Source organism: Sphingomonas naphthae, from assembly GCF_028607085.1.
GTDB lineage: Bacteria > Pseudomonadota > Alphaproteobacteria > Sphingomonadales > Sphingomonadaceae > Sphingomonas_Q > Sphingomonas_Q naphthae.
This window is the reverse complement of the sequence record NZ_CP117411.1, coordinates 3536016-3555151: the sequence shown is the minus strand read 5'-3', so window position 1 is coordinate 3555151 and position 19136 is coordinate 3536016. Positions and strand designations below refer to the sequence as shown.

Sequence of the window (19136 nt, the reverse complement as noted above, 5' to 3'; positions counted from 1 at the left end):
CGCCGGCAGAGCCGGTGGTGGAGGGGGCTCGCCACAAGCGCCGCGCTATGGGGTCAGCCCCCTCCGTCAGCCCTGCGGGCTGCCACCTCCCCGTATCGGGGAGGATATTATCGGTCGAAATCATCCCGCCATCGTGCCGCGACGGCACGCCGGGATCAATGCTCGCGCGGGCCGTGGTGCAGTTCGATGGCCATGCGGTTCAGCGCCGTCACCTCGGTGACGAGATCGTCGGGCGCGCCGAGCGCCTGGAACCAGGCGTGATAGGCACCCGACAGCAGGATCGGGAAGGCATCCGGCCAGTGGCTGGTGTCGTCGCCCGCGAGCGCCGCCGGCCAATCGTGGTGGACGATGCGGATGCCGCCCTGCCCCGCCAGCAGCCGGGTCTTGCCCCAGCCCAGCAGGTGCCACACGCCGTTCAACTGCGCTTCCATCTCGACGAGGTTGGTCGGCATGGCGAGCGGGTGGCGCAGCGCGATGCGGCGGCCCAGCGCGGTGAGGAAATTGCGCCCCTGCGATCCGGCGGCGACCTCGGCCAGTTCGTCGAGCAGCGCCACCACCAGCGCCGTCGTCACCGCGAAGGGCGCGTTGGGCGGCGGCAGGGTCGCGGCATGTTCGTGCAGCGCCATCGCGGGCGGCTCGGCCGGCGGCGGATCGAGCGGCGCGTAGGACGAGGCCGGCGGCAGTTCGGGCGTCATCGCCTCGACATGCGGCTCGGGGATGGCGGTCGTCAGCGGCGGGGCGCCGAGTTCGGTGTGCGGCGCCACGTCGGGCGGCAGTTCCGGCTCGGGTGCGCCCTCGCTCTTCTTGGTCGGCTTGTCGTCCCGCGAGGCGAAGATCATCGCGTCGCTCCCAGCGACTGGCGGAGCCGGAGCATGGCCTGCGCCTCGTTATAGCCGCCGAAGGTGTTGAGCCGCAGTTCGCCGCCCACCGCCGTCTGCGGCGAGACGCGATACCAGCCCACGCCCTGGAAGGCGACGCCGAAGCCGCTCTTGCTCGTCCCGTCGTAGCGCGCCAGCACCGCATTGTTGCCCTGGCGGAAGCGCAGCAGCTGCGCCTGGAGCGGATCGGACGTCGGGAAGACGTTCTCGCCATCCTGGCGATAGGTCTGGAAGCCCGGCGTCAGGGTCGCGTCGAGGCTGAGCGGCCCGGAGATCGTGCGGTAGCGCAGCGGGAAGGACACCGCGAGATACTGCTGCGGGCTGAAGTAGCCGCCATGGCCGTAGGAGAAGAAGTTCTGATTGTTATCATAGGTCTGGTAATTGACGTTCGCACCGATCGTGATGCTCGTCGTGTCGCGGCGCCACGCGGTCAGGTAACCGCCGACATTGCCCTCGACCGAGTAATTTTCCCGAACGTTTCGACCATCATAATAGTAATAGTTCACATCGGCATAGAAGCCGCCGCCGGCACCCTTGTCGTAGGAGATGCCGACGCCGCCACCGTTCTTCATCACCTCGCCCCAACGCGCGCCCGTCGCCGGATCGACCGAACCGGCATAGGAGGTGACGCTGTCGGTGACGGGGCGGCGCTCGGCGAAGATGCGCGCGGTCATGTCGCGGCCGAGGCGCGGGGCGAAGCGGGCGCCGCCCTGGATCTCGGTCTTGCCGAAGCCGATTGGGGTGGTGCCGCCATCGAGCTGGAGGCTGCCGGTGTCATAGGCGAGGCGCACGGCCACGCCGCTGTCGTGCTGGCTCGGCGCGCCCGGGTAGACCGGCGTGAAATTGCCGGCCACCGCTTCGGCGGCGGGCAGCGGGTTGGTGCCGAAGCGGGCGAGCGCCGTGCCCGTCGGGCGACCGGCATCGACATAGACCGGCGAGGCGCTCAGCTCGACCCGGCCCGGCCCGAGGCCGGTGGAGGCGGCGATGCGGCCCGAGGCTTCGGTCAGCCGGCCGAGACCGACGTCGCCATCGCGGTAGCGCACGCCCATGCCGCCTTCGACGCGCGGCCCGTTATCCACCGAGAGCGAGGCGATCTCGGCGTTGATGCGGTCCATTTCGGGATCGCCGCCATAGCCGACGGTCGGCTCGGCGTAGGAGAGCGGCGCGCTCGGCGCGTAGCTGGGGGCCGGCGCGTAGGTCGGCGCGGGGGCGTAGTTCGGCGTGCCGTAGTTCAGCTGCGGGCTGACCGGCTGATAGGCCTGCGCCGGCGCGGCATAAGGCTGCTGCACATATTGCTGGACCGGCGCGGTCGCCGTGTAGGTCTGCGTCACCGGCTGCTGGGTGCGCGCCGCCCAATTGGTGCGCGGCTTGGCCTTGGCGACCTTGGCGGTCTTCTTCCACGTCCGGCGCGGCGCGGCCTTCGCCACGGTGCGAGCGGGGGCGCTATACACCGGCTGGGGCGCGGGCTGGCTGTAGACCGGCACCGCATAGCTCGGCGCGGCATAGCTCTGCGTGTAGGCGGGCAGCGAATAGACCGGCGCCGGCTGATAGGTCGGGCGTGGCGCGGCGGCATAGCCCTGGCTCGGCGCGATCGCATAATCGGCATTGCCATAGGTCTGCGTGCCGAAGCCCTGGCGGCTGTACGCCTCGGTCGGGTAGGTCAGCGCCGGCTCGCTGGGCGCGCGATAGGTGGGGTAGGCCTGCTGCTGCGGCTGCGCGTAGCTAGGCGCCGGCTGATAGGCCGGGGCCTGCTGATAGACGGGCGCCTGATATTGCGGCTGATACTGGGGCGCCTGCTGGTAGACCGGCGCGGGCTGGTAGGCCGGCTGGTAGCTCTGCTGCGGCGCATATTGCGCGGGCTGGTAGGCCGGCTGGTAGCTCTGCTGCGGCGCATATTGCGCGGGCTGGTAGGTCGCCCCCGGCAGGCCCTGCGCCACGGCGGGCTGGGCCGCCGCGAAGGGGTTGCTGCCGCTATCCTGATAGGTGGCCTGGCTGATCGGCTGCGGCGTGACCGGCGGCACCATGCCATAGCCGGCGCCGGCCTGAGCGCCCTGATCCGCCATATAGCGCTGGGCATCGGCGTTGCCCGCGTAGGGCAGCGCCGGCGCGGGCTGGTAATAGCCCGGCGGTGCGGTCTGGACGTCCATCGGCGGCTGATAGTCGACGGGCATGTCTTAGCCTTCCAGCACTTGCGTTGCCGCACCGTAATTCAGGGGCGCGGGTGTGTGAATCGGGGCGAAGGAAAAAGGTGAACGCGGCTGTTGATAACCTCCCGGCGCATAGCCGCCGGGCAGGCCGGGCGTGGCCGCGCGCGGGGTCAGCGCGAAGGGATTGATCGGCTGCGGCGCGCTCTGCATCGGCGCGCCGACGAACGGGTTGGTCGGCGAGAGTTGCGCGCCATAGACCATCGTCTGGCGGCCCTTGATGTCGCGTGCCTGCTGCAACCAGCGCAGCGCATTGTTCTGCTTGCCGCGCGCCGTTTCGATCCGCGCCATCAGCAGGAAGATGTCGGGCTCGCCGGGGGCGAGGCGCAGCGCGAGATCGGCGCTTTCGCGCGCCGCCTCGATATGGCCCGCGCCCAGCGCCGCGTCGGTAAAGCCGATGAGGTTGCCCACGTCGTTCGGCCGCTGCTGGCGGACGAGGCCATAGACCGTCTCCGCCTGCGGATAGAGGCGGCCCGCCTGATACAGACGCGCCAGCGCGGCCAGGATGTCCACGTCGCCCGGCGAGGTCTGATAGGCGTTCTGGAGCAGCTCGAACGCGGGGGCGTACTGGCCCTGCAAGCGCATCCGATCGGCCTGGCTGGCGGCGAGCAGCGCGTTGAGGCGCGCCATCGAGCGGCTGTTGTACGGATTCTGCCCCGATTGCGCCGAGATGCGCGAGACGAGCGGCACCGCCACCTGATCCAGCCCCGCCTTGGCGAGCGTGACGACGATGCCCTGATAGCTGTCGGGTTCCGGGATCACCGGCTGCGCGGCGGCGGACTGCGCCAGCGCGACGGCGGTGCGCGTATCACCCAGCGTGTAGAGCGCATCGCACACCGCGCCCGCGCCCGCGATCGACAGCGGCTGCGAGGCGAGCTGGCGGAGCAGGCCCAGAGCCTCGGGCGTGCGGCCGGCGGCGGCGAGCGCCTTGGCCTGCGCGACGGCCGAATTGGCGCGCTGTTCCAGCACGAAGGCGTTCATCTGCGGCGTGCGGCTGGCGGCCGGCACGCGGCTCATCAATTGCTCCGCCGCCTGCGGGCGGTTGACCTGCGACGAATAGAGCGCGGCGGCGTAGAGCGCCTCGGACTGGTTCGACTGCGTCAGCGGGCCGATCACCCCGTCCGCCTGCTGCACCCGATTCTGCGCGACGAGCAGCCGGGCATATTCGTAGCGCAGCCACGGATCGGTCGAGCCCGCCACCATCGCCTGCTGGAAGATCCGCTCGGCGCCCGCATAATCGCCGCGCGAGGCCGCCTGCATCGCCGCGAGGCGCGTCTGGCGGGTCTGGATGTCCATCACCGACTGGCGACCGGCGGCCCCACCCCCGTTGGGGATGGAGGCATACATCTGCATCGCCTCGGCATAGCGACCCTGGCGGGCATAGATGTCGCCGAGCAGCGAGCGGGCGAGCGCGTCCTGCCGCGCGTCGCTGGGGTTGAGCGCCTTGGTCGCCGCCTCGGCCTGCGCGAGACGGTTGCCCGCGCTGGCCGCCTGGGCGACGCGGAGCTGGCCGTAGAACACTGCCGACTGGCGCGCGGCGTTCCACTTCGACCCGCCCGGCCCCTTGCTGGCGCGATCGAGCAATTGGCGCGCTTCGTCGAAGCGACCGCCGCGCAGCCGGACGATGCCCATGCCGCCCAGCGCGTCATAATCATTGCCGTTGATCTTCAGCGCGGCGCGGAAGCGATCCTCGGCATAGGCCAGCTTGCCCTCCTCGATCGCCTTGAAGCCGGCGATGCGATATTCGCCCGCCTGATCGGCCGCGCTGCGGACATAAGGCTTGGGCGGCGTGGGGCGGACGGTGCGCGGACCGGTGTTGCCGCCCGTCGTGGCGGGCGAGGCGCGGCGGCCGCCGGCGACATCGGCGGGCACCGGCGTGCTGTCGTCGCCGATCTGCGGCGTGCCGGCCACCTGCGCGGCGGCGCGATCGCCGAGGCGAGTGCTGGCGTTGCCGCTGGTCTTCGGCCCCTCGCTGATCTGCACCCCCGAATTGGATGGCAGCGCGGGCGGCTTGGAATATTCGACGAGCAGCGCCTTGGCCTGCGCGTTGTTCGGATCGACCGCCAGCGCGCGGCGCAGCGCCGCGATCGCCAGATCGGGCCGGTTCTTGCCCTTCCAATATTGCGCCTGCTTCAGCAGCGCGGCGGTGCCGGCGGCCCCGCCCTTGGCAGCCACCGCCGAGGCGCGCGCCGCCGAACTGGCCGCCGCGGCATCGGCCGCCGCCGCTTCGGAAGCGGCGCCGGCGCGCTGCGCGAGGCCCGGATTCGCACCGACGCCGCCAACAAGGGCGGCCGTCGACAGGAACAGAGCGGAACGGAGGGTCAGGACGCGCGGTGCCATCAACCCTCCTCGTTCCGCGACAGGCGCTTCCGCTCGACCGACTTCAGGTAGAAGTAGACCGGCACCGAGATCAGCAGCGCGATGATGACCGCCAGCACGCCCAGCAGGAACGGATGGCGGCTGAACCAGAATCCAGTCTGGACCAGCACGGGCAGATTGCCGACCCAGTAACCCGGCGTCACGTTGAAGCTGGTCATGCCGTCCGGCGAGCGGACCGAGAAGTCGCCCTGCACCTGCGCGTTAACCTTGGGGTCTTTCAGCGAATAGACCAGCGGCGGCAGATCGGCCGCCGTCTGGCCCACCACCGCCACCACGGTGCGGCTGCTGGTGAAAGGCGAGCGGAAGCTGACATAGCCCGTCACCGACTGGCCGGTGACGAGGAACTGGTTGACCGTCTGCACCTCGTCATGCGGGGTCGAGGACAGGAAGCCGAACAGCCGGTCGATCATCGAGGCGGAGCGGACGCGGATGTTCCCCTCCTGCACCATCAGCTGGCTCTTCTCGAACAGCGGCGCGGTGGCGATATCGCCGACCGTGCCGATCAGCAGGATATCCTTGTCGCGCAGCCGCTCCTCGTCGGCCGCGCGGACGACGCTGACCCCCGTGACCGGCGCGCCGGTGGAATCGCCGAAGCGGCCCATCAGCGCCAGATAGGCCTCGATCCCCGGCAGGCCCGCCTGCGGCGAAAGGACGACCACCGTATCGGTCAGATCGGCCTTCCGAGTGAAGGGGAAGCCGGCGCTGGCGAAGTAAGCGAGGTTGGGCAGGCGGGCATAATGCCAGGCACCCGTCGCGTCGATCGTGCTGTCCGGGTCGACCGAGACGCGCACGTCGGTCGGGATCGTGCCCTGGCACTGCCGTTTGTCGGCCAGCTGGAGATCGTAGAAGAAGGTCAGCCGGTTCTGGCCAAACAAGGCGTAGGTCGGCAGTTCGGCCGAGCGTTCGGACAGGCGCGACGAGACCTGCTCGGTCTTGCCCGTCATGCGATCGACCCAGGTCGTCCCCTCCAGCGGGAAGGTCTGGAGATATTGGCCGTTGAGCGACAGATCGAGCCGCGAGATGCCGCGATCGAGCCACGCCGCCGTCGGATAGCGGTAGCGCGTCGTCAGCTTGGCGCCACCGCGCGGCCAGAAGAACAGGTCGGGGGCGACGCGGAAGGTGGAGGAGAGCGCGCCCGGCGGCAGGCCAGAACCCTGCAACACTTGCGGATCGGTGAACTCGCCGAGGCGAACCACGCGTTTTGTGTTAAGCCAGCGGGGCGCGTCATAGGCTTCGCGCGTCGGAATTTGCGTGTTGGAGACCGAAACGGCCTGCCCGCCGAAGGCCTTCGAGCCGACCGACAGCGCGGCGGCGGCGGCCTTCAGCTGCGCGGCATTGTTGCCGATCACGACCAGCAGCATCGACAGCGGATCGCGCGGGTTGGGGATCAACGCGAGGCCCGAGCCCGAAGCGCGGATCGGCGGCATGCCCGGCAGCTGCTGCCCCGGCGCCATGAACACCACCGCATTGCCCATCGGGATTTCGCCGATGACCGGGGTGAAGGTCGCGCCGCGATAGCTGGCGAGCATGCCGAAATAGGAGGCGACCGAGCCGGCGGCCTCCAGCGTGCCCTCGTCCGGGTTGCCGGCGAACACGAACGGCAGGACGAGGCGCGCGGCCGACAGGCGATCGAAGAAGGGCAGCGGCAGCTGGCCGAGGTCCGGCCTTGTCGGCAGGCGCTGCATCGTCACGTCCAGGAAGGAGCGCGTGTTCGATACATTGGCCCACAGCGAGCTGTGCAGCGGGTCTTCGCAATCCCACTTGTAATGGGCCAGGAAGCGCAGGTTGAGGCGATTGTCACCCGGCACGATCAGCGCCGGATCGACCGGCATCGTCACCGTCAGATTGTTGGCGGTGGCGTGCAGCAGCGGGATCGACTGGACGACCTCGCCATTGATGAGGATCACCATGCGGCTGAGCTGTTCGATCAGCACCGGCGAGTAAGCGAAATTGATCGTCAGCTGCGCCTTCACCGCGACCTCGTCGCGGCGCATGCCGAAGGGGATGCCGACTTCGCCGCGCACCGTGGCGAGGCGCACCGGGCCCTCGATGCCGAAATCCTTGAACGAGGCGCGGATGTCGCGCGTCATGCCGACGGCGACCTTGCTGTAATCGGTCGTGACACCGCGCGCGCCTTCGCCCGCGCCGGGGGCGGCGCCCTGGAGGTTCTGCGACGAGCTTTGCGCCCGCGCCGCGTCGGTCGGCAGCAGCGCCGCCAGCCCCATGAACAGCATCAGCAGCGCGGCGACGCTGTCGCGCAGGCGCATCCGGCGGCGGCGCGGGCCGCGCGACTGGAAGATGGCCGAGCCGGCGGCGCGGAACACGTCCAGCGCCGGCGTCAGGCCGCCGCGCGGGCGATTGACGACCTCGTCCCTGTCGGGCTGCCACGCATCCGCGCGGCCCATCACGACATTGTTGAGCGCGCGCGCCTGCGCGGGATTGAGATCGTTGAAGCTCACCCGCGCGCTGTGGGCCTGCATTGCGATCATCTCCACGGGTAGGGCAGCGCGGCCGGTCGTCGTCTCCATCACCACATCGGTGATCTCGCGCCCCTCGAGCGGGATGCCCGGATCGAAATCGATCGCGAGGCCGCCGAGCGAGGCGTTGGTGGTGTGCGCGTCGACGACATGGCCGTCGGCGAAATAGACCGTCACCGGCAGTACGGTATCGATCCGCACCGACTGGCGTACCTGCCGCGATTCCCGCGCCACCGCGATCGCGGCCGTCAGGATCATCAGGCTGAACAGGGTCCAGGCGGTGTTGAGCAGGAGCGTGCCGAACTGGTTGCCGTAGGTAGCCGGCATCAGCAGCTTCACCACGCCGATGAACAGGCCGAGCGCGAGCAGGCAGGCGGTGAAAACGTGCGGCTTCACGCTGGTGAAGTCGAAATAGCCCTTGTCGAGCAGGCCGCCCTTGTCCGTCACGTTGAACTTGCCCTTGCGCGGGTTGAACAGGGTCAGCACCGTGGGCTTGACCAGATGGAAGCAGAGGATCGTCTCGTAGATTTCCGACCAGAACAGGCGGCGTTCGCCGGCCTGCACGCGGGTCGAGGCGCGCGACGAATTGATGAGGTGCGGCACGGCGTAGGCGAAGATCAGCGACGCGGGCGCGTGGATCACGTTGTAGCCGAACAGCAGGTAGCAGAGCGGCGACGTGAGGAACACGATGCGCGGCAGCGGATACTGGAAGTGCAGCATCGCGTTGAGGTAGCAAAGCCGCTGGCCGAAATGCAGGCCGCGCCCCAGCATCGGATTGTCGATCCGCAGGATCTGCGTCATGCCGCGCGCCCAGCGCGCGCGCTGGCCGATGTGCAGCGCCAGCCGTTCGGTGGCGAGGCCGGCGGCGAGGCGGACGTTGATATAGCCCGACGACCAGCCCTTGCGCTGGATCTTGAGCGCGGTGTGCGCGTCCTCGGTCACGGTCTCGCCCGCGAAGCCGCCCACTTCCATCAGCGCGTCACGCTTCAGGATGGCGCACGATCCGCAGAAGAAGGTCGCGTTCCACAGGTCGTTGCCCGACTGGACCGATCCGTAGAACAGGTCGCCCTCGCTCGGCAGATCCTCGACCATCACCAGATTCCGCTGGGCGGGCTCGGGCGAGTAGAAATGGTGCGGCGTCTGGAGCAGGCCCAGTTTGTTGTCGCGCTGGAACCAGCCGACGGTGAGCTGGAGGAAGGCGCGCGTCGGGATATGGTCCGCGTCGAAGATGCAGAGCAGTTCGCCGCTCGTCTTCTTCATCGCCTCGTTGAGGTTGCCGGCCTTGGCGTGCAGGTTGTTGTCACGGGTGATATAGCCGCAGCCGACGGCGGTAGCGAAATCGCGGAATTCCTCACGCCGCCCGTCATCGAGGATATAGACCGCGAAGCGATCGGCCGGATAATCCATCGCCATCGCCGCGAACACCGTCTCGCGCACGATCGCGAGGCTCTCGTTGTAGGTCGGGATGAACACGTCGACGATCGGCAGATCCTCGTCCGCGCCCTCCAGCTCCACCACGGTGCGCTTGAGCGGCCAGCCGGTCTGGAGGAAGCCCAGCAGCAGGATGACGTAGGCGTAGAATTCGGCGAGATAGAGCCCGATGCCGAGCAGCATGCCGAACAGGCTGTCGAATTCCAGCGTCTGCGTCGTGCGCCAGTAGAGATAGCGCGTCGAGGCCAGGAAGGAGAGGGCGAAGATCATCACCGTCGCCTGGCGCGATTTCCACCGCCCCACGACCAGCGAGGCCAGGATCACCACCAGACCGAAGGCCCATTGCTCCCACAGGTCGAGCGGCACCGCCACCACGAACACGGCCGCGCCGGCCACGATCAGGCCGACGACGATCACCGCCAGCAGATAGAGTCCGCGCTGCATCTTCCCGTTGACGGCTGCTCCGGTCATCTCAGGCCGTCACTTCCTGCGGTTGTTGCGGGGCGGGCGCCGGGGCGGGTTCGCGCGTCTCGAGCGAGGCGGCGACCCGATCGGCCAGCGCCGCGATATCCGCCGCCGCGACCGAGGCCGGGGCGTAATCGAACACCGGCGTCAGCGCGGCGAGCGCCTCGTTGACCGCCTCGTCGGCGCGGATCACCGCGACCAGATCGTCGCCCGCCGCCGAGCGCAGCAGCCGCTCGAACTGGGCGGCGACGGCGCGGCGGTCGTCCATCCGGTTGAGCACATAATGCAGGCGCGGCGCGGTCGCCGAGACCGGCGGCTCGTTCATCAGCATCGGCAGCAGCGCGGCCGAACCGGCGTCCGCCGCCAGCACGCACAGATGGATGAAGGCGCGCCCGGCGAGGCGATCGACCACCGCCTGATCGCCCGAAGGAATGTCCGCGATAACCAGCGGCTGCTTGGCGGGATCGCCCGCCAGCGCGCGCTCGATCTCCTGGATGAGCTGTTCGGTGCCATAGCCCTCGGCACGCTGGGCGAGCGCCACTTCGGCGCGGCGCGGCGCGGCGGGCGCGTCGACACCCTCTTCACCGGACCAGGCGCGATGCTCGGCCGGCGGCGCGGTCGGCGCCTCGCGGCGCAGATGCAGCGCGAGATTGTCGAACGGCGAGAAATCCACCGCGAGCACCTGCCGGCCGCTCCGCGCGATCCACGCCGCGAGATTGGCCGCCAGCGTCGTCGTGCCGACGCCGCCCTTGGGAGAATGAAGGATCAGAAGCGGCATTTCAGCGCTTGCCCGAATAGCTCTGGAGCAGCGACGACAGATCCTGCGTCGCGGCGGGGGATGCCGCGGGGGCCGGCGCGGGCGCCGGGGGCGGCGTCATCGGCGGAACCGGGCGGGGCGGGGCATAGCGGCCGAACAGGCCGGCATCGCCCTGCGCCTCGACAGGCGCGGGGGACGCGGCATGCGGATGGGCGGGCGGCGAGGCGTAGCCGTGGGCCGAGGCGAAGGGCGCGATCGGTGGACGCGCGGCGGCGGCAGCAGCGGCCGCAGCCGCCTGCCGGGCCGCCGCTTCCTGCGCGGCAGCCTGAGCCCGGCGTTCTCCGACGGCGGCCTGATAGACGATATCGAGCAAGGGCCAACCATAATGGCCCTCGTCACGCGCCTGCCGCTCGTCCCAGAAGCTCCGGTACTGAAAGTCGCTCCGGTCCAGCTTCGCGAGCAGATTCCGGGAGTCGTTCCTCAACGCCTGTCCCCCTAAGCGCTTATGCCCTGTCACCGTGGCGGACGTTTACATCCATTCTGGTGGCAATGCAGCAATCGAGACGAAATTTCGGCTCTTTTGCCACACATTCGATGCAGACTCCCTTTTCGAGTCGCGGTCAACAGGATTTTAACGGGCCATGTTGCGGCGCAACATGGCATCGGACCACCAAGCCCTCTAAAGAGTCGTAAAAACAAAGGGATAGGCGACAAATCGCCGATTTGTCCGCCGAGTCGTCAGGAAAATCGATCTGACTGATCGAGCGGATTCCGCGCCAGGCGTGGCGGCAGAGCCATGGGCCACATCCGCCGACGCCAAAGTATGGCTTCACGCCCGTGCGCCAATGTCAATGCCCACATGCGGGGCACGCACGACATCGGCTGCGGATTTTCCAAGGATGTCCGATAGTCTGCACCGGCCGTCCGGCCGACTGGAGCGGGCGAAGGGATTCGAACCCTCGACCCCAACCTTGGCAAGGTTGTGCTCTACCCCTGAGCTACGCCCGCTCTGGCGCCATGAAGCGAAAGGCCCTGCCCTCCGCTTGGGAGCGGCGCTATTAGCGGGGCGTTTCCTGCTCCGCAAGCCCCGATTTTGACTTGGCGATCCGAGGGGCAGGGCCATATGCGCAACGACCGCAATGAGGGAGAATGACGTGGCGACGCTGGGAATGAGTGCGGCCGAGCGCGAGGCGATCGAGGCATTCCGCCGCGACGTGATGGAGCCGTCGATGACGAGCCTCGTCATCCTCGATTTCTGGGCGGAATGGTGCGGCCCCTGCAAGCAGCTCGGCCCCGTGCTCGAAAAGGTCGCCGCCGATTATGCTTCGAAGGGCGTGAAGCTGGTCAAGGTGGACGTCGAGGCGAACAAGATGATCGCCGCGCAATTCCGCGTGCAATCGATCCCCACCGTCTATGCCGTGTTTCAGGGCCAGCTCGTCGCGGACCTGACGTCGGCCCGCACCGAGCGCCAGCTGAGCCAGACACTCGACCAGCTGCTGAAGCAGCTGCCGATCGAGAGCGACGCCACCCGGCAGGAGCAGGAGATCGCCCCGCTGATCGCCATGGGCGAGGAGGTGCTGGCCTCGGGCGATGCCGAGCGCGCGCTCTCCATCTTCACCCAGATCGCCGAGATGGCGCCGGACGACCTGCATGTCGCCGCCGGGCAGGCGCGCGCGCTGGTGATGCTGGGCGCGACCGAGGAAGCCGCCGCGCTGCTGGATTCGCTGCCGCCCGAGGCCGCCAAGGATGCGGCCATCGCCCAGGCGCGCGCCGCCGTCGCCATCGCCGCCGAGGCGGCGCCGGTCGACGATCTCGCCCCGCTGGCCGCGAAGGTCGCGGCCGACCCCGACGATCATGAGGCGGCCTACGAACTGGCGGGCGGCTATGTCGCCGCCGGCGATCGCGACGCGGCGGCCGACGTGCTGCTCGCCAGCATTCAGCGCGACCGGGCGTGGAACGAGGGCGCCGCGCGCCAGCGTCTTCTGAAGCTGTTCGAGGCGATCGGGCTGGAGGATCCGTGGGTCGCCGGCACCCGCCGCCGCCTGTCGGCGATCCTGTTCGGCTGATGGCCGATATCCGCCGGCTCTCGCTGTTCCCGCTCGGCGGCGCGCTGCTGCTGCCGCGCGCCTATCTGCCGCTCCACATCTTCGAGCCGCGCTATCGCGCCATGGTCGAGGATTCGCTGGTGCGCGAGCGGCGCATCGGCATGATCCAGCCACGCGACCCCGCCGACCCCGATCGGCTCTACGATATCGGCTGCATCGGCAAGATCATCGACGTGCAGGCGCTGGAAGACGGCCGCTACAATCTGGTGCTGGAGGGGGTCAGCCGCTTCCGGCTGGTGCAATTGCTCGATCGCCCGACCGCCTTCCTCCAGATCGAGGCCTCCACCGATGGCTTCGAGGAGGATGGAGACGAGCCCGATCCGCTCGCCGCCGTGATCCGCGCCGCGATCGAGCGCGACGCCCGCCGCATGGCCGCCGCGCGTGGCTACGAGATCGACTGGGATCAGGTGGCGCGGCTCGACGACGAGGGCCTCGTCAACGGCATCGCCCAGGTCGCCCCGTTCGACATCGCCGCCAAGCAGGCGCTGCTGGAAGCCGAGGGCCTGCCGGCCCGCGCCGACCTGCTGCTGCAATTGCTGAGCTTCATGGCGCCCGACGCGGAAGACCCGACGCTGCAATAGCGCCGTCAGGGGCCGTAACACCCGGTCCCGTTCGTGCCGAGCGTAGTCGAGGTACGGGCGACCGGACGCATCGCTCGGGGCACGTCCCTCGACTTCGCTCGGGACGAACGATGGGGGTGGTTAAACCAATTCACCCCGCAGCAGCCTGGGCATCGCCCCGCTCTCGCCCCGCGCCTCGGCCATGAACGCCGCCTTCAACGGCGGCGCGCGGCGCACCACGCCCAGCCCGAAGCGCCGCACCGCCGCCGGCAAGCGCCCCGGCATCCCGAACAGATGCGTCAGACTGTCCGTCACCGCCGCGACCAGGAAGCTGTCCACCGCGCGCCAGCGATCGTAGCGCGCCAGCAACTGCGCGTCGCCGAGGTCGAGCCCCAGCCGCGCGCCATCGGCCAGCACTTCGGTGAGCGCGGCGGCATCGCGCAGGCCGAGGTTGAGGCCCTGCCCCGCGATCGGATGGATGCCGTGCGCCGCGTCCCCCACCAGCGCCAGCCGTCGATCGGTGATCCGCGCGGCATGGTGAAAACCGAGCGGATAGCTCGACCGGCCCGAGGCCATCCGCAAGGCCCCCAGCAGCCCGCCCATCCGCGCCTCCGCCTCGGCCAGAAAGGCGCGATCGGGCAGGCCGAGGATGGCGGGCGCGTCGGCGGCCTTCACCGTCCACACCAGCGCCGAGCGATGCCCCTCGGCATCGTCGATCAGCGGCAGGATCGCGAAGGGGCCTGCGGGGTAGAAGATTTCGTGCGCGATCCCGCCGTGCGGTTTCTCGTGGCCGAGCGAGGTGATGATCGCGACATGGTCGTATTTCCACGCCGCCGTGCGGATGCCGGCCGCGTCGCGCGTCGGCGAGCGGCGCCCTTCGGCCCCCACCAGCAGCGCCGCGCCGACCTCGCCGCCATCGGCGAGCGTGACGCGGACCCCGGCCTCGTCGCGCACCACATGCTTCGCGGTGGTGCGGCGGATGGTGATATTGGGCGCCTCGGCGCTCAATTCGTGCAGCACCGTGCGCAGGCGGCGATTCTCGAACATGATGCCCAGCGCTCCGTCGTCGGCGTCGGGCTCGAACATCAGGCCCTTGGGCTGGAGCCCGTCGGTCACGCGGATCGCGCCGATCGGGCAGCCATGCCCAGTCAGTCGATCGGCCACCCCGATCGCCTCGAACATCCGGTAGGAGGCGCTGGAAATCGCCGAGGCACGCCCGTCGAAGCCCTGGCCCAGCACCGTCGCCGGATCGGCCGGATCGACCACGATCGTGCTGATGCCGTGCCGGTCGAGCGCGATGGCGAGCGTCAGCCCGACCAGCCCGCCACCGAGGATGAGGATATCGCTGCGGTCCATCATGACTTCCTAGACCCTGACCGTTCGTCCTGAGCGTCGTCGAAGGACGTGCGCCAAGCGCTGCGTCCGGCCGCACGCCCTTCGACGACGCTCAGGGCGAACGGAACATATACGTCACGCACCACCTTACGCCGCCACGCTCTTGCTGCGGAAGAGGGCGCGATCATCGGTGGTGAAGCCCCGGAACCAGACGACCGCGCCATAGACGCCGAGGATCAGCGGCACGCCGAACGCCAGCTCGACCCATTCGAGGCTGTGCGGCAGGCGGGTCACCGCCCAGCCGACCGCCGACGCCACCAGCGCCGCCCATACCAAGGACCAGCGCCAGCCCGAAATCCGCCCGCCGAGCAACTTCTTCAACAGCAGCGCCTTGGCGACCGATGCCAGCCCCAGCGCCGCCATCAGCGCGATCGCCGGGCCGGCTGCCGCCACCGGATCGTCGCGGAAGGCCATGCGCTCGCCGACCCAGCCGGCGCGCTCGATCGCCGGCAGCGCGCGCCGCGCCAGCTCGACCAGCACCACCGACAGACCCGCCTGAAGCGCGATCATCGCCACCGAGATCGCCAGATTGCGCTTGGGCGCGACATAGATCAGCGCCGCCTCGCTCACCACGGCGGTCGCGGCGATCGCCTCGGCGGCGAGCAGGATCGCGAGCGCGCCGGTGCCGCCGACGAAGCCCGGCCCGACGAGACCCATCACCGCCTTGCCGGGGATGGCCAGCGCCAGCGCGATGCCGAGCTGCGCGGCGATGATCCAGAAGCCCACCTGCCGCACCTGCCGCGCCACCGCCGTCTTGTCCCCGGCGGCCAGATTCTGGGTGATGACCGGCCCCAGGATCGGATCGAAGCTGGTCTTCAATTTCTGCGGCAGCGACGCGACCTGCTGCGCGACATAATAGATGCCCACGATCGGCGCGGAGAAGAACAGGCCGAGCATGGCGATATCCAGCCGGCGCGAGCCCCATTCGATCGCGTCGGCGCCCGCCAGCGGCAGGTTGCGCGTGGCGATGCGATAGAGGCGCACCGGCGCCGGCCGCCAGCCGCGCGGCCAGCCGTAGGAGCGGAACAGCGGCCACAGCGACGCCACGAAGGCCGCGATGGTCGACAGCACATAAGCCAGAATCAGGCCGTCGCGGGTGGAATACCAGGCCAGCACGAAGGCGGCGATGCTGATCGTCCACGGCTCGACCAGCGATCGCGCGCGCACCATCGCGCCGATGTCGCCACGATAGGCCAGCGCCGCCAGCGCGATGTCCGACGCCACCCAGCCGAAGATGGTGAGCGGCAGCAGCCGATCGTAACCGTTGATGATCGAATTGGGGAACATCAACTCCGGCACCGCGATCAGCAACCCGGCGACGAGGATCGAGGTGAGGAAACCCACCAGCAGACCATCCCACACGACATGGGGGTGCGGCCGGCTGGTGGTGGAGAGTTGCTGGGCGAGGCCGCGCTTCAGGCCGACGGTGGCGATCTGCGCCGCGAACTCGACAATGATCGTGGCGTAGGCGAAGCGCCCCAGCGCCTCCGCGCCATACCAGCGCCCGGCGATGAAGAGGAACGGAAGGCGCGCCGCCAGCCGCAGCAGGAAGCCGAAGAAATTCGTCCGCCCGCCCTGCGCGAGCGTCTCGATGTCACCCGGGCCCTTGAGCGGCTCGGCGGGGGCCACGGTCAATGCGCGGCGCCCCAGCTCTTGCCGATGCCGACTTCGACGCCCAGCGGCACGCTGAGCGTGACCGCCGGCTCGGCGGCGCGCGCCATCGTCTCGCGGATCACCTCGGCGGCCGCGGGCGCATCGGCCTCGGGCGCCTCGAACACCAGTTCGTCATGCACCTGAAGCAGCATGCGGACATGGCCGAGGCCCGCCGCCGCCAGCGCCGGCCCCATCCGCACCATCGCCCGCTTGATGATATCCGCGCTGGTGCCCTGGATCGGCGCGTTGATCGCCTGCCGCTCAGCCGCCTGCCGCTCACCCACCGTCTTGGCCTTGATACCGGGAAGATGCGTCTTGCGGCCAAACAGCGTGGTCACATAGCCATGCTCGCGCAGCTCGGCGAGCGTGTCGGCGATATAGCGGTTGATGCCGGGGAACCGCTCGAAATAGCGGTCGATCATCGCCTGCGCCTCGCCGCGATCGACCCCCAGCCGCCCCGCCAGACCCCAGGAGGAGATGCCGTAGAGGATGGCGAAGTTGATCGTCTTGGCGCGCCCGCGCGTGTCGCGATTGACCTCGCCGAACAATTCCTGCGCGGTCAGATTATGGATGTCGTCGCCGCGCGCGAACGCCTGCTGGAGCGCGGGAACGTCCGCCATGTGCGCCGCCAGCCGCAATTCGATCTGAGAATAATCGGCCGAGAGCAGCACGTTGCCGGGCGCGGCTACGAAGGCATCACGGATGCGGCGGCCGGTCTCGGTGCGGATCGGGATGTTCTGGAGGTTCGGGTCGGTCGAGGAAAGCCGCCCGGTCTGCGCCGTCGCCAGCCCGAAGCTGGTGTGCACCCGGCCCGTCTCCGGGTTGATCTGCGCCTGAAGCGCGTCGGTATAGGTCGCCTTCAGCTTGGAGAGCTGGCGCCATTCCAGCACCAGCCGCGCGACGGCCACGCCCTCGCCCGCCAGCCGCTCCATCTCGTTCACGTCGGTCGAATAGACGCCGCTCTTGCCCTTGCGCCCGCCCTTCAGGCCCAGCCGCTCGAACAGCACCTCGCCCAATTGCTTGGGGCTGCCGATCGTGAACGGGCCGCCCGCCGCCTCGTGGATCACGCCTTCGAGCCGCTGGATCTCGCCACCGAATTCGGCCGACAGCCGCGCCAGCTCGGCGCGATCGACGAGGATGCCGGCGCGCTCCATCTCGGCGATCACCGGCACCAGCGGCCGATCGACCAGCTCATAGACCCGCGTCGCCTTCTCGCGCGCCAGACGCGGCTTCAGCCGGCGCCACAACCGCAAGGTGACGTCGGCATCCTCGGCGGCATATTCGGTGGCTTGTGGCAGCGCGACCTTGTCGAAGCTGATCTGCGTCTTGCCGGTGCCGCACACCGTCTTGAATTCGATGCAGGCATGATCGAGGTGGCGCTTGGCCAGATCGTCCATGCCATGCCCGCCAAGCCCCGCGTCCAGATCGTAGGACAGCAGCATCGTATCGTCATAGGGCGTCACGTCGACGCCGTGGCGGCGGAACATGATGAGGTCGTATTTCAGATTCTGGCCGATCTTGAGGATCGACGGATCCTCCAGCAGCGGCTTCAGTTTCGCCAGCACCAGCTCGGCGGGCAGCTGCGTCGGCGGCTCGGCGAGCAGGTCGTCGCCCGCCAGCCCGTGGCCGAGCGGGATGTAGCAGGCCTTGCCCGGCGCGGTCGCCAGGCTGATGCCGACCAGCTTCGCCCGCACGCAATCGATCCCGTCGGTCTCGGTATCCACCGCGATCTGCGTGGCCGCATAGGCCGCCGCGATCCAGCGATCGAGCGCCGCCTCGTCGACCACCGTCTCGTAATCCTTGTGGACGAAGGGCGGATCGACCTCCTCGTCGATGCTGGCGGCGGGCGCGGCGGCCGGCTGCGGCCCGCCCAGCTTCGCCAGCAGCGAGCGGAAGCCCATGTCCTCCAGGAAGGCGCGCAGCGGCTCGGGCGGCAGGCCCTTCAGCGCCAGATCGTCGAGCGGCTCGGGCAGGGGCCGGTCGCACACCAGCCGCACCAGCTCACGGCTGAGGCGGGCATTGTCGGCATGGTCGATCAGCGACTGGCGCAGCTTGGGCTTCTTGATCTGCTCGGCCGCCGCCAGCACCGCCTCGACATCGCCATAGGTGCGGACCAGCTCGCTCGCCGTCTTGGGGCCGATGCCGGGCACGCCGGGGACGTTGTCGACACTGTCGCCCATCAGCGCCAGCACGTCGCCCAATTGCTCGGGTGGCACGCCGAACTTCTCGATCACATGCTCGGGGCCGAGGCGGCGGTTGTTCATCGTATCGAGCATGTCGAGGCCCGGTTCGATGAGCTGCATCAGATCCTTGTCGGACGAGACGATCGTGACCTTCCACCCCGCCGCCAGCGCCGCCTTGGCATAGCAGGCGATGATATCGTCGGCCTCCAGCCCGACCTCCTCGATGCAGGGGATCGAGAAAGCGCGCGTCGCGTCGCGGATCAGCGGGAATTGCGGGACCAGATCCTCCGGCGGCGGCGGGCGGTGCGCCTTATACTGATCGTACATATCGTTGCGGAACGTCTTCGACGAGGCATCGAAGATCACCGCCATATGCGTTGGCCCCTCGGCGCGATGCAGTTCGTCGACCAGCTTCCACATCATCGTGGTGAAGCCATAGACCGCGCCCGCCGGCACGCCGTGGCGATTGGTGAGCGGGGGGAGGCGATGATAGGCGCGGAAGATATAGCCCGAGCCATCGACGAGATAGAGGTGGTTGGCGGCCATCCGCCGCGCTGTAGCAGGGCCGGCGGGCCGACGCGAGCGGGCGCTTTGCGGTGAGCCTCCTTCGCGAAATCCCATATTCGTCACCCCGGACTTGTTCCGGGGC

Annotated in this window: 11 protein-coding genes and 1 tRNA gene; 2 read left to right on the top strand and 10 right to left on the bottom strand. The window is 69.2% G+C overall.

Annotated elements, in window-relative coordinates:
- Positions 1 to 155: 155 nt before the first annotated feature.
- The 7 genes from bcsD to PQ455_RS17095 all read right to left on the bottom strand — a co-directional run bounded on the left by bcsD (position 156) and on the right by PQ455_RS17095 (position 11599).
- Positions 156 to 839, bottom strand: a complete 684-nt coding sequence (gene bcsD, locus PQ455_RS17125; RefSeq protein WP_273687445.1) for a cellulose biosynthesis protein BcsD — start codon at positions 837 to 839, stop codon at positions 156 to 158.
- Entirely contained in the window at positions 836 to 3049 is a 2214-nt protein-coding gene (locus PQ455_RS17120) for a cellulose synthase subunit BcsC-related outer membrane protein (protein WP_273687443.1), read from the bottom strand. The genes bcsD and PQ455_RS17120 overlap by 4 nt, the downstream gene beginning before the upstream one ends.
- A gap of 3 nt (positions 3050 to 3052) precedes the next feature.
- Positions 3053 to 5422, bottom strand: coding sequence for a tetratricopeptide repeat protein (locus tag PQ455_RS17115; protein WP_273687441.1), 2370 nt, complete (start codon positions 5420 to 5422; stop codon positions 3053 to 3055).
- On the bottom strand, positions 5422 to 9840 hold the full coding sequence (gene bcsA / locus PQ455_RS17110; protein WP_273687440.1) for a UDP-forming cellulose synthase catalytic subunit: 4419 nt from the start codon (positions 9838 to 9840) through the stop codon (positions 5422 to 5424). Before bcsA ends, PQ455_RS17115 begins: the two co-directional genes overlap by 1 nt.
- Before the next feature lies 1 nt (position 9841).
- Positions 9842 to 10612 carry a cellulose synthase operon protein YhjQ/BcsQ gene (locus PQ455_RS17105; protein WP_273687438.1) on the bottom strand — a complete coding sequence of 257 codons (771 nt, stop codon included), beginning with the start codon at positions 10610 to 10612 and terminating at the stop codon, positions 9842 to 9844.
- Position 10613: 1 nt separating this feature from the next.
- The gene (locus PQ455_RS17100) at positions 10614 to 11075 is read right to left on the bottom strand and encodes a hypothetical protein (RefSeq protein WP_273687436.1); all 462 of its coding nucleotides are present in this window, start codon (positions 11073 to 11075) and stop codon (positions 10614 to 10616) included.
- Positions 11076 to 11524: 449 nt separating this feature from the next.
- Positions 11525 to 11599 (bottom strand) — tRNA-Gly (locus tag PQ455_RS17095).
- Positions 11600 to 11745: 146 nt separating this feature from the next.
- On the opposite strand from PQ455_RS17095, the gene PQ455_RS17090 reads away from it, so the two are divergent.
- The gene (locus tag PQ455_RS17090; protein WP_273687435.1) at positions 11746 to 12657 is read left to right on the top strand and encodes a tetratricopeptide repeat protein; all 912 of its coding nucleotides are present in this window, start codon (positions 11746 to 11748) and stop codon (positions 12655 to 12657) included.
- Positions 12657 to 13277 (top strand): LON peptidase substrate-binding domain-containing protein, encoded by a 621-nt coding sequence (locus PQ455_RS17085; protein WP_273687434.1) that lies wholly within the window; start codon positions 12657 to 12659, stop codon positions 13275 to 13277. Before PQ455_RS17090 ends, PQ455_RS17085 begins: the two co-directional genes overlap by 1 nt.
- A gap of 120 nt (positions 13278 to 13397) precedes the next feature.
- Here the strand turns inward: PQ455_RS17085 and PQ455_RS17080 are convergent, their stop codons facing one another.
- The 3 genes from PQ455_RS17080 to polA all read right to left on the bottom strand — a co-directional run bounded on the left by PQ455_RS17080 (position 13398) and on the right by polA (position 19033).
- Positions 13398 to 14612 (bottom strand): FAD-dependent monooxygenase, encoded by a 1215-nt coding sequence (locus PQ455_RS17080; RefSeq protein WP_273687432.1) that lies wholly within the window; start codon positions 14610 to 14612, stop codon positions 13398 to 13400.
- 126 nt (positions 14613 to 14738) lie between these two features.
- The gene (locus PQ455_RS17075) at positions 14739 to 16286 is read right to left on the bottom strand and encodes a lipopolysaccharide biosynthesis protein (RefSeq protein ID WP_420542798.1); all 1548 of its coding nucleotides are present in this window, start codon (positions 16284 to 16286) and stop codon (positions 14739 to 14741) included.
- Positions 16283 to 19033 carry a DNA polymerase I gene (gene polA, locus PQ455_RS17070; protein ID WP_273687430.1) on the bottom strand — a complete coding sequence of 917 codons (2751 nt, stop codon included), beginning with the start codon at positions 19031 to 19033 and terminating at the stop codon, positions 16283 to 16285. Before polA ends, PQ455_RS17075 begins: the two co-directional genes overlap by 4 nt.
- Positions 19034 to 19136: the final 103 nt, after the last annotated feature.

Coding starts and splice junctions, on each gene's coding strand:
- PQ455_RS17085 (WP_273687434.1), top strand. CDS start 12,657: ATGGCCGATATCCGCCGGCTCTCGCTGTTCCCGCTCGGCGGCGCGCTG.
- polA (WP_273687430.1), bottom strand. CDS start 19,033: ATGGCCGCCAACCACCTCTATCTCGTCGATGGCTCGGGCTATATCTTC.
- PQ455_RS17105 (WP_273687438.1), bottom strand. CDS start 10,612: ATGCCGCTTCTGATCCTTCATTCTCCCAAGGGCGGCGTCGGCACGACG.
- PQ455_RS17120 (WP_273687443.1), bottom strand. CDS start 3,049: ATGCCCGTCGACTATCAGCCGCCGATGGACGTCCAGACCGCACCGCCG.
- bcsA (WP_273687440.1), bottom strand. CDS start 9,840: ATGACCGGAGCAGCCGTCAACGGGAAGATGCAGCGCGGACTCTATCTG.
- bcsD (WP_273687445.1), bottom strand. CDS start 839: ATGATCTTCGCCTCGCGGGACGACAAGCCGACCAAGAAGAGCGAGGGC.
- PQ455_RS17115 (WP_273687441.1), bottom strand. CDS start 5,422: ATGGCACCGCGCGTCCTGACCCTCCGTTCCGCTCTGTTCCTGTCGACG.
- PQ455_RS17080 (WP_273687432.1), bottom strand. CDS start 14,612: ATGGACCGCAGCGATATCCTCATCCTCGGTGGCGGGCTGGTCGGGCTG.